The sequence below is a fragment of the Cupriavidus sp. UME77 genome, assembly GCF_014170355.1.
Taxonomy (GTDB): domain Bacteria; phylum Pseudomonadota; class Gammaproteobacteria; order Burkholderiales; family Burkholderiaceae; genus Cupriavidus; species Cupriavidus basilensis.
Window position 1 is genome coordinate 117132 of the sequence record NZ_LZZU01000086.1, and the last position, 10591, is coordinate 127722.

The 10591-nt window shown below is 67.5% G+C and carries 10 protein-coding genes; all 10 read left to right on the forward strand.

The genetic code is table 11. From position 1 onward, the window contains the following. Window positions 1-8: 8 nt before the first annotated feature. The 10 genes from A9975_RS32270 to A9975_RS32315 all read left to right on the forward strand — a co-directional run bounded on the left by A9975_RS32270 (window position 9) and on the right by A9975_RS32315 (window position 9644). Window positions 9-719, forward strand: a complete 711-nt coding sequence (locus A9975_RS32270) for a TonB family protein (RefSeq protein WP_370565952.1) — start codon at window positions 9-11, stop codon at window positions 717-719. Window positions 720-793: 74 nt separating this feature from the next. After that, on the forward strand, window positions 794-2560 hold the full coding sequence (locus tag A9975_RS32275) for a putative porin (protein ID WP_183036284.1): 1767 nt from the start codon (window positions 794-796) through the stop codon (window positions 2558-2560). 10 nt (window positions 2561-2570) lie between these two features. After that, window positions 2571-3347: a hypothetical protein gene (locus tag A9975_RS32280; protein ID WP_183036285.1), complete on the forward strand. Its 777-nt coding sequence runs from the start codon at window positions 2571-2573 to the stop codon at window positions 3345-3347. Window positions 3348-3538: 191 nt separating this feature from the next. Beyond that, window positions 3539-4480, forward strand: coding sequence for a peptidylprolyl isomerase (locus A9975_RS32285; RefSeq protein ID WP_183036286.1), 942 nt, complete (start codon window positions 3539-3541; stop codon window positions 4478-4480). A gap of 112 nt (window positions 4481-4592) precedes the next feature. After that, entirely contained in the window at window positions 4593-5114 is a 522-nt protein-coding gene (locus A9975_RS32290; protein ID WP_183036287.1) for a YbjN domain-containing protein, read from the forward strand. 202 nt (window positions 5115-5316) lie between these two features. Beyond that, on the forward strand, window positions 5317-5793 hold the full coding sequence (locus A9975_RS32295; RefSeq protein WP_183036288.1) for a hypothetical protein: 477 nt from the start codon (window positions 5317-5319) through the stop codon (window positions 5791-5793). After that, on the forward strand, window positions 5774-7195 hold the full coding sequence (locus A9975_RS32300) for a trypsin-like peptidase domain-containing protein (RefSeq protein WP_255504152.1): 1422 nt from the start codon (window positions 5774-5776) through the stop codon (window positions 7193-7195). The genes A9975_RS32295 and A9975_RS32300 overlap by 20 nt, the downstream gene beginning before the upstream one ends. A gap of 133 nt (window positions 7196-7328) precedes the next feature. After that, complete coding sequence (locus A9975_RS32305; RefSeq protein ID WP_183036289.1) at window positions 7329-8045, forward strand: STN domain-containing protein; 717 nt, start codon at window positions 7329-7331, stop codon at window positions 8043-8045. Further along, window positions 8046-8561, forward strand: a complete 516-nt coding sequence (locus A9975_RS32310) for an RNA polymerase sigma factor (RefSeq protein WP_150984208.1) — start codon at window positions 8046-8048, stop codon at window positions 8559-8561. It begins immediately after the preceding gene. Window positions 8562-8651: 90 nt separating this feature from the next. Then, window positions 8652-9644 (forward strand): FecR domain-containing protein, encoded by a 993-nt coding sequence (locus A9975_RS32315; RefSeq protein WP_183036290.1) that lies wholly within the window; start codon window positions 8652-8654, stop codon window positions 9642-9644. Window positions 9645-10591: the final 947 nt, after the last annotated feature.

Here is a 10591-nt window from a genome sequence, read left to right on the forward strand (position 1 = left end):
AGAGTCGGGTGAAACATCGCGATCCAACTCCTCCTCCCCGGCAGCGCGCCATCGCCTTGTGGCGCCGCTGGGGCGGGCTGATCATCGGCGCGCTGGTCATCATCGGGCTGGCCGTGCTGGTCTGGCGCCTGCTGTCCGACACCGCCAGCACCAAGCGCGAGGTGGCGGCCACGCCGATGCTGGTGCTGCCACCGCCGCCGCCGCCACCTCCCGAGCCCGAGAAACCGCCCGAGCCGGTGCCGGAGAAGGTCAAGCCGGAAGTGGTCGAACCCGAGCCCAAGCCGGCGGACCCGCAGGAAGCGCCGAAGGACGACGCCCCCCCAAGCCCGTCGAAAGATCTCGGCGACCCGGTCACGATCGACGGCGCGGCGCAAGCCGGCACGGATGCATTTGGCATCCAGGCCGGGCGCGGCGGCGGCATGACCGGCGGTGGCGGCGGGCTGGGCAGCCGGTCCTATTCGAGCTACGTCTCGGGTGCCTTGCAGCAGGCCTTTGCGCGCGACCAGCGCACCCGGCAGCTGGCGTTCGAGGACATCCGCATCGAGCTGTGGCTGGACGCCGACGGCCGCGCCACGCGTGTGCAACTGGTGCGCGGCACCGGCAACGCGCAGACCGATGAAGCCGTGCTGGCCATGGTGCGCGATTTCCGGGCCGACGAACGGCCGCCGGCGTCGCTGCGCTTTCCGATGCGCATGTCGATCAAGGGGCGCCGGCCGTGACACGGCCAGCAGGCCGCCGCCGCATGTCTCACCGCATGCCCCACCTATTCCACCTTATTCTCGTGAACGAACCGATGAACCATCCAGCAAACTCCCGGCGCCATGCGGAGCCGGCCCGCAAGACCCACGCGCTGGCCGCCGCCATGGCGATCGCACTGCTCGGCGCAAGCGGCGCGGGCTACGCGCAAAGCGCAGCGCCCGCCGATAGCACCATGGTCAAGCTGATCCGTGGCCTGATGCAAAGCGGTGCCCTGAAGAAAGATGCCGGCGAAGCCTTGCTCGCCCAGGCCCAGACCGAAGCCATGGCACAGCAGCAGGCGCAGCGCGTGGCGTCGGCAGCCCCGGCCGCAGCAGCCGGCGGCATGCGCGTGGAGCCGGGCGACGTGCGCGTGCCCTATATTTCCGATACCGTGCGCGACCAGATCCGCGACGAGGTCAAGGGTCAGGTCATGGCCCAGGCCCAGGCCGAAGGCTGGGCAGCACCGAACGAAACGCCGGAGTGGACCAAGCGCATCCGCATCGAAGGCGACGTGCGCGTGCGCGACGAATCGCGCTTCTACTCCAGCAACAACAGCGATATCGCCATCGACTGGGCGGCCATCAACCAGGGCAGCGGCTTCGACGTCAACCCGAACACCAATCTCTCGCTGCCGCCGCTGGTCAACACGCGGCAGAATCGCGTGAGCCTGCTGCGTGCCCGCGCCAGGTTCGGCGTGCTGGCCGATATTTCCGACAGCACGCACGCGGGCATCCGCATTGCCACCGGCAACGACGACAGCCCGGTGTCCACCAACCAGACGCTGGGCGGCGGCTTGGCCAAGAAGAACGTGTGGCTCGACCAGGGCTGGCTGTCCTATAAGCCGGCGGAATGGGTCAACCTCACGGCCGGCCGCTTCGGCAACCCGTTCGTGTCGTCCGACCTGCTGTTCTCGAACGACCTGAACTTCGACGGCCTGGCCGCGCAGTTCGACAAGGCGCTGCCCAACCGGGACGTCGCGCTGTTCGGCACGCTGGGCCTCGTGCCGCTCGAGTATTCCTCCGACAGCTTCCCCAGCCGCAGCCAGAACAAGGCAAGCAGCGAGAAGAAATGGCTGCTGGGCGCGCAGATCGGCGCGAGCTGGAAGCTCAACAACGACAATCGCCTGCGCGGCGCGCTGGCGTACTACGACTTCCGCAATGTCAGCGGCCAGGTGTCGCAGCCTTGCGCGTTGTACGCCGGCGCCGACAGCTGCAGCACCGACTGGTCGCGCCCGGCGTTCATGCAGAAGGGCAACACGCTGATGCTGTTGCGCAATATCGCGCTCAATCCGCTGGATCCGGCCGGCACGCCGCAGCCGCAGTACGTGGGCCTGGCGTCCAAGTTCCAGCTGCTGGACCTGAACTTCCGCTGGGAAACCAAGGTGGCGGGCAGCCTCGGCCTGCGCATGGATGCGAACTACATCCGCAACCTGGCCTATGACGAGGGCGGCATGTTCTCGCGCGCAAACGGCGGCATCGTCAATAACTTCGGCGGCAGCGGCGGTACCAGCCGCGCGGACTTCAAGAGCGGCGGCAACGCCTATATGTTCCAGGCCACGCTGGGCAAGCCCGTGACGCTTGCCAAGGGCGACTGGAACATGCTGCTTGGCTACAAGCGCATCGAGCCGGATGCCATGCCGGACGGCTACAACGATTCGACTTTCCACCTGGGCGGCACCAACGCACGCGGCTACTACGTGGGCGGCTCGTACGCGCTCGACAAGAACACGTGGGTGACCGGCCGCTGGACGTCGACCAAGGAGGTCTATGGCCCGCCGCTGGCGATCGATATCTTGCAGGTCGAGATCAACACGCGCTTCTAGGAGGGATACCGTGTCATCCATATCACGCTTGCGCGGCGCCTGGCGTCCGCTGGCGCTCGCCGCCAGCTTCATGATGGCCGGCGCAGCGGCTCACGCCCAGCCGGCCCAGACCATGGAAGAGCGCCTGCGCGCCCAGTTGCGCATCACCACCACGCAGCTGCAACAGGCGCAGAACGAACTGGCCGCGCTCAAGGCCGGCGCGCCACATGCCGGCGCCGCGCCATCCGGCGCGGATGCCGACGCGAAGAAGGAACTGGAACGTGCCCGCGCGCAACTCGCTGCAGAGCGCCAGGAGCGCGAACGGCTGAGCGACAGGAACCAGCAGGCGCAACAGCAGGCACAGGCGGTTGCCGAGAAGGCCGGCACGCAGATTGCGCAATACCGCAACGCTTATGACGAACTGCTCAAGCTCGCGCGCGCGGCCGAGGCAGACCGCCAGAGCTTGGCCCTGGAGGCCAAGACGCTGCACGCCACGGTGGCGCAGTGCGAGGCCAAGAACGCGAAGCTCTACGCAGCGGGCCAGGAAATCCTGCGCGCCTATGAGACGGTGGACCTGGGCACGGTGATGATCGCGCGCCAGCCCTTCGCGGCGCAGAGCCGGGTGAAGTTCGAGCAGATCGCGCAGGAGTACGGCGACAAGCTGTACGAAGGGCGCTTCGTGGCCGGCGCTGCGGCGGCCGCCGACGCACCCGCGCAGGCGGCTGCCGAAGTCAAGGCTGCGCAGAGCACCACGAGCACCACAAACACCACAAGCGCCACGGGCGCGGCAGAGGCGCCACGCCCATGACGCGCAAAGCCAGCAACGGACCGTGCATGGCGGTGGCGCCGAGCCTGCTGTTGCTGGGGCGTGAGTGCTTTGTCATGTTGCTGCGATGTAATGAGGCGCGCAGGCCAGCGCGCGGGCAAGGCGATGCCGCCGGCCCGCGCAGGCGTTTGCCCGCGCTCCCCGAGAAAAAAGGTAAGACACAGATGATTCGAATGAAATCGCACGTCCAGTCCATGCTGCCTCCCGTGCGCACGGCCATCGGCGTCCTGCTGGCCTCGTGGCTGAGCGCAGCGCCGGTGCAGGCGGCGGAGCCTGCCACGGCAAGCGGTCCGGTGGTGGCGCGCGCCGGCTCGGTCACCGTTGGCCAGGATGACGTGGAGCGGCTGCTGCAGGGCCTGCCGGAAGCGGACCGCGCCGCGGCCAGGAGCAACCGCGCGGGCATCGAGAACTGGCTGCGCCAGCGCCTGGCCAGTGAAGCGCTGCTGCGCGAGGCACAGGGCAACGGTTGGGCGGAACGGCCCGAGGTGAAGGCGCGCGTCGATGCCGCCGTGCGCGAGATCTCCGCGCGGATCGTCGCTTCCAGCTACCTGGAGTCGGTCACGCAGGTGCCGGCGGGCTATCCGTCCGAGCTTGAGGTGAAGGCGGCCTATGAAGAAGGCAAGGCGAACTTCCAGGTGCCCGCCACCTACCGCGTCGCGCAGATCTTCCTGGCCGCCCAGGGCAGCGATGCCGCGGCCACGGCCAAGGTGCGCGACGAAGCCCGCAAGCTTGCCACGCAGGCACGCCAGGGCGATTTCGCGGCGCTCGCCAAGAGCCGCTCGCAGGATCCCCGCGGTGCCGAGCGCGGCGGGGAGGTCGGCACGCTGCCGCTGGCGCAGATGCTGCCGGAAGTGCGCGACACCGTTGCCAGGCTCAAGGTGGGCCAGGTAAGCGACCCGGTGCAATCGGCCGCGGGCTTTCATGTGGTGAAGCTGCTGGACACGCAGGCTGGCCGCACCGCAACGCTCGACGAGGTCAAGCCGCAGTTGGTGGCGGCGATGCGCCAGCAACGCCAGCAGCAGCTCGTGCAGGCCTATATGGCGAAGCTGGTTGCGCCTGGCGCGGCCAGCATCGACACCGCCGCGCTGGATGCCGTGCTGCAGAAAGCGAACTAAAGAAAGGATGCGGGCGCGGATCACGGCGCCCGGTCACGCAAGCCTCAATCCCGATCCAAGTTCCAATCCAAATTTCAATCCAAGTTCCAATCATTTAAACACCAGGATACCCATGAACACCACCGCAACCCAGATCGACACCTCGGCAGACAGCCAGCCCGCACTGCTGATGGCAGTCACTTCGGAGCAGGTCTGCGATGCCATCAAGGCCGCCGGCTGCGCTGTGACGGCCATCGAGCAGGACGGCGTTCAGCGCCTGCATAGCGCCAGCCACGGCGTTGGCTTCCAGGTCCTCTGGGGCAACTCGGTTGCGCCGGATGCTTACCTGGATTTCACGCTGAGCTGCCCGCTGCGGGTGCAAGGCGGCGCGTTGCCCGAAGGTGTGCTGGGCGACTGGCATCGCGCCAAGCGCTTCGCGCGCGTCGCGCAGCACGGCGAATTCCTGGTGCTTGAGATGGACGTGGTGATCTCCGGCGGCGTGGGCCCCGACTATCTCACCGTGGCGCTGCAGCTGTGGACGCAGATGATGGGCCAGTTTTTCCTGCATCTGCGCAACTTCCAGCCGGCAGCATCGGATGCAACTGCGGATGCAACCGCGGATGCCCCTGCGCAGGAAGAGGCAACCGCCGCGTAACAACTAACGCACGGCCAACTAGCAGGCATGTTGTAGCAAGGCGGCCACGGCGCGGGGCGCGGACCCGAGGTGGGCCTGATGCGGCGGGGCATATGAATCTTCTGTGACAAACGACATGTCCGGGCGATGTGTTCCGTCTTGCTATGACGAGCTTGCGCCCTGCGTGGTGCGCAACGCGCCATGACGAAAGACAGGAACTTCGATGCATTCCCCGATTGACCCAAGCCGGCAGGCCAGCCCTGCCGCGCGCAAGCTGGCTGTGCCGCAGACGATGTGGCGGCGTTTGCTCCGTACGCTGGGGCTGGTGGGCCTGGGCTTGGGCGCGGCGTCTTCGGCCGCCGCCCCAGCGCAGCCGTTCCCGCAGCACTGGATGCGCTATGCGCAACTGGCCAGCACGGAGTTCCAGGCGCGGCTGGGCGATGCGGCCGACGCGAGCGCCCTGCGTTTGCAGGATTGGATGCAGGCCCGCGCGCAGCCGGCCGCGTCATTGGTGATGCGTGTGTGGCTTGCTCCCAATGGCCGCGTGGAGCGCATGGAGTTCGACTCGCTGGGCAATCCGCAGGCCGACGCGGACCTGCGCGCGGTGCTGATGACGAAGGCGTTGCCCGAGCCGCCGCCGCCGGATATGCGCCAGCCCATGGTGCTGGAGCTGGGGCTGGATGGCGCGCAAGCAAGCTGACGTGGCGATGGCTTCGGACCTGGGGCGCCGCGGCGGTCTTGCGCGGCGCTCGCTGGCCTTCGCCGCGATGGCGCTGCTCTTTGCGCTGGCGGCAGGCACGGCCGGATGCGCGCCGCTGCAGGCGGCGTCGTGGCGAGCCGCGCCCGATTTCTCGCGGCTGGTCCGCGAGAATGGCCCGGCCGTGGTCAACATCGGTGTGGCCCGCGAGGCATCGCCCGATCCGCTGCGCGGGCGTGCGCCGGGCCAGGACAATGTCGACGAGACCAGCCTGGGCTCGGGCTTCATCCTTAGCAGCGACGGCTATATCCTCACCAACGCGCACGTGGTCGCGCGCGGGTCCCTGGTCAGCGTGAAGCTGACCGACCGGCGCGAGTTCAAGGCCAGGCTGATCGGGCTGGATGCCGTTGCCGACGTCGCCCTGCTCAAGATCGACGCCACCGGCTTGCCGACGGTGAAGATCGGCGACGCCGCGAGCGTGGAGGTTGGCAGTTGGGCCCTGGCCATCGGCTCACCCTATGGTTTCAGCAACTCGGTCACGGCCGGCATCGTCAGCGCCAAGGGCAGGGTGCTGCCTGGCGCCGAATACATGCCCTTCCTGCAGACCGACGTGCCGGTCAATCCCGGCAACTCCGGCGGCCCGCTGTTCAACCTCAAGGGTGAGGTGATCGGCATCAATTCCCGCATCTACAGCCGCAGCGGCGGCTATCAGGGCTTGTCGTTCGCCATTCCCATCGATGTGGCCATGCGCATCAAGGACCAGTTGCTGCGCCAGGGCGCGGTGACACGCGGGCGTATCGGCGTGGCGGTGCAGGAGGTCTCGCAGGCACTGGCCGACTCGTTTCGCCTGCCCCGGCCCGCGGGCGCGCTGGTGAGCTATGTGCAGCCCGGCGGGGCCGCCAGCCGGGCCGGCATGAAGCCGGGCGATGTGATCCTGCAGGTGGGCGCGCGCGACGTCGTGCAGTCCGCCGATGCGCTGATCTGCATCGCGGACCTGGCCCCCGGCGTCGCGGTCCCGCTGCGCATCTGGCGGGACCGCGCGGCGCTCGTGCTGGAGGTGCGGCCCGATCGCTTCGACGCGCCACGGGTGGCGCGCACGGCCACGCCCGGGCACGCGCCGCTGGGCATGATGGTCAGGCCGCTGTGGGCGCAAGAGCGGCAGGTGCTGCGTATCGACGGCGGCCTGCTGGTGCAGCGCGTGAACGCGGCCGCGTCGCGCGCCGGCATGCAGGCCGGCGATGTGATCCTCGCGCTCAACGGCCAGCCGGTTGACAGCATCGAGGCGCTGGCCGACGAGGCCAGCGCGGCGGACGGCGCGGTGGCGCTGCTGGTCCAGCGTGGCAACGCGCGGTTGTTTATCGCGATCGAGACGCGGCAGCCGGCGGGTCCCGGCCAGGAGGAGTGAGCCATGTCACGGCAGTGGCTGGCACGCCTTCACGGCGGCGTCACATTGGATCCCTACGATGCGCACGGGTATGCACTTGGGCCACGCGCCCGATGCGGCAAGGACTCCTCAACGCACATGGCATTGGATCGTGATGGCAAGCTTGGTCGCAGCCCCCGGTGCGCGCGCACTGGTCGTCTATATGGCGGTCCTGGCCCTATGCCTCGCCTGCCAGCAGACCCGCGCCCAGCAGCCCGCCAACCGCGGCGCGGTGGAGATGGCGTTCGACCTGCCGGCCCAGCCGCTCAAGCAAGCGTTGGCGCAATACGACGCGCAGACCAGCCTGTCCGTCTTCTTTTCCTCCGAGCTGGCAGCGGGGCGAACCTCGACTGCCGTCCACGGCACCTTCAGTCCGGAAAACGCCTTGCGCAAGATGCTCGAGGGCACGGGGCTGAGCGTGCAGGCAGCCGCGGCCGATGCCTTCGTGCTGGTGCCCGCGCCGCGCTACGCGGACACGGCCGTCGCTCAGCCCCCGGCCAGCGCCGCGCGGCAATATGACGGCGCCGTGCAGTCGCAGGTCTATCAGGCGCTATGCGCGCGGCCCGCACTCGCGCTCGGGGGATATCGCCTCGCGCTTTATGTGCAGATCAACGCGGCCGGCCACGTTGCGCACGTGCGCCTGCTGGACACCACCGGCGACAAGGCACGCGATGCGGCCATCATCGAGACCGTGGAGCACGTCGATGTGGGCCAGCCGCCCGGGGATCCGGCCAAGGCATTCGTGCTGCTGGTCAAGCCGGTGCGCTGTGACGCCGCCGCGGCGCGCGCCGGCTCGTGCCAGCCTCCCTGCGGCCGGCAGGCGAGCAGATAGATGAGCGACTCCAGCCGCTCCAGCTTGCGCGAACTGCTTGCGCAACGCTACGACGACCTCAAGCGCCGCCTGACATGGCGCCTGGGCTCGGCCGAGCTCGCCAGCGATGCGCTGCACGATACCTGGGTGCACCTGGAAGACCGCAAGGAGGAGGGCGAGCCGGTCAAGAGTCCGGCCGCCTACCTGATGCGCATGGCCACCAACCTGGCGCTGGACCGGCTGCAGCGCGACCGCCGCTACATGAGCGCCGAAGAGATGGAGACGCTGATGGCCGAGATCGTCGATCCCGCGCCCGGCCCCGCGCAAACGGTCGCGGCGCGTGACGAGGTCGAGGCCGTTGCACGCCTGATCGAAAGCATGCCGCCACGCCGGCGGGCGATCTTCCTCGCGGTGCGGGTCGATGAACTCTCGAACCAGGAGGCCGCGGTGCGCTTCGGCGTGTCGCCGCGCCTGATCGGCCTGGAGCTCAAGCGGGCCCATGAGTACTGCATGGCCCATAGCCCCAAGCATGGATGAAAAAAAGCATGCCGATCTGTTGCTTCCCAACCGTCTTGTCTATGTCCACGGGCAAACCACGGTGGCGGCTCGCTTGATGCCATGATACGAATGATGATTCCTGCGCGACAACCGGAACGCACGCTCGACGCGATCGAGCGGCAGGCGCTCGCCTGGGTGCGCCGCGTGGCGGCGGGCGAGATGACGCAGGCCGACGGCGCCGCGCTGCGACGCTGGTGCATGGCGGATCCCGCCAACCGGGCTGCTTTGTCCGTGGCACGGCAGCGATGGGCGCAACTGGGCGAGGCCAGCCAGCTGGTGGTGGCCCGCAACCCGGCCAGCCAGCGTTTTGCCGGGACGCCGCGCGCGCCGAACTGGCAGCGGCGTGCATTTCTCGGCGGCGCCATGAGCGCGGCGGCAGCCGCGGCGACAGTGGCCGTCATCCGGCCGCCGCTGGGCCTGTGGCCTTCCGTGGAGGAGATGCGCGCGGATTACCGCACCGCGACCGGCGAGCAACGCCGGCTGGCGCTGGCCGAGGACGTCACCGTCGAGCTGAATACGCGCACCAGTATTGCCGTGCGCTCCGGAGCGGGGCGTGTGCAGGGCATCGACCTGATCGCCGGCGAAGCCGCCGTCGATACCTTGAATGCGCCGCAGCCGTTTGCGGTGGTCGCCGGGCCGGGGCGCGCGTTTGCGCAGAGCGCACGGTTTGAAGTGCGGGTCACGCCCGCCGGTGTATGCGTGACCTGCGTCGAGGGGACCGTGCAGGTGGCGCACGCCGCGGGCATCGCGACGCTGAGCGGCAAACAGCAACTCACCTACGATAGTGCTGCGCTCGGACACATCGTGCGCGTCGATCCGACATGGATGCCGGCATGGCGCGATGGCTACCTGCGGTTCGCCGATGCGCCATTGCATGAGGTGGTTGATGAGATCAATCGCTATCGGCCGGGTAGGGTGGTGCTGCTGGATAAGCGGGTAGCGGGCAGGCATGTGACGGGGCGGTTTCAGATTCGGTCGCTGGATAAGGCGATTGCGCAGATGCAGCGCTCACTTGGGTTGGAGGTGCGGTCGTTGCCGGGGGGGATTGTGTTGCTTAGTTAGGTGTTTCTTAGGGGGGCTTTTGGTTGCCGCTGACGTGGGTGGGCGGTGTTTTAATGCTTCTAGCTGCTGTCGCGGCTGTACGGTATTGGCTGTTTTAGAACGTGTGAGATGTCACTTTTCTTTACTCGTAAAGAAAAGTAACCAAAAGAAAGCGATCCTTGCAGGAGGCTGGCTTTTCGGGGTTGCGCAGCCCGGTGGATTCGTCGTCAGGCCCCGGGTTTTAATGGACTCGTGCCGTTACCGGTTTAAAGGACCACGACCCAGCAAATGACGCTGGTTTCGTGGTGAGGCTGCTTGTTAGAGGCATCCCTGCTCATTCACGCATCTGCCGGTACCGGCTCAAAGCGCCACGATATATCACGCTATGATGGTTTCGTTGTGGGGTGGGCGCGGTGACGAAATTCATCGGCCAATCAAGCCGGTGCCACCGCGCCCACGACGGAAACGGGACGCTTGCAACTTCGTGGCCCGTCACCCCGCGAGCGACAGACGGCTTGAAATTCGTAGTGGCCGCTACCGGGGGCACCACCACGAATCCCTGGGCATTGGCTGGGTCGTGATGATCTAAACTGGTAACGGCACGAGTCCATTAGCACCCAGGGCCGTACGACGAAACCATTGGGATTCCCAATGACGCCACGCCAGCCTCCTGCAAGGATCGCTTTCTTTTGGTTACTTTTCTTTACGAGTAAAGAAAAGTGACATCTCACACGTTCTAAAACAGCCAATACCGTACAGCCGCGACAGCAGCTAGAAGCAATAAAACCCCGCCCACAACGCAACCCCCGCGTCAGCGGCCGCCCAATACCCCCCAATAACCCCCCCTATCCCCCTGTCACGAAATCTTCAAATAAAACCTTGCCGATTCCCCCGCGCCCAACGGTCTAGATCCCAGGAGCATCGACGGCGCTTGCCGTCGATGGACATGATCGCAGTGCCTGTTCGTC

Excerpts from the sequence above, each read along its gene's own strand:
- A9975_RS32275 (WP_183036284.1), top strand. The coding sequence starts at position 794 with ATGAACCATCCAGCAAACTCCCGGCGCCATGCGGAGCCGGCCCGCAAG.
- A9975_RS32285 (WP_183036286.1), top strand. The coding sequence starts at position 3,539 with ATGAAATCGCACGTCCAGTCCATGCTGCCTCCCGTGCGCACGGCCATC.
- A9975_RS32290 (WP_183036287.1), top strand. The coding sequence starts at position 4,593 with ATGAACACCACCGCAACCCAGATCGACACCTCGGCAGACAGCCAGCCC.
- A9975_RS32295 (WP_183036288.1), top strand. The coding sequence starts at position 5,317 with ATGCATTCCCCGATTGACCCAAGCCGGCAGGCCAGCCCTGCCGCGCGC.
- A9975_RS32300 (WP_255504152.1), top strand. The coding sequence starts at position 5,774 with ATGGCGCGCAAGCAAGCTGACGTGGCGATGGCTTCGGACCTGGGGCGC.
- A9975_RS32305 (WP_183036289.1), top strand. The coding sequence starts at position 7,329 with ATGGCAAGCTTGGTCGCAGCCCCCGGTGCGCGCGCACTGGTCGTCTAT.
- A9975_RS32310 (WP_150984208.1), top strand. The coding sequence starts at position 8,046 with ATGAGCGACTCCAGCCGCTCCAGCTTGCGCGAACTGCTTGCGCAACGC.
- A9975_RS32315 (WP_183036290.1), top strand. The coding sequence starts at position 8,652 with ATGATGATTCCTGCGCGACAACCGGAACGCACGCTCGACGCGATCGAG.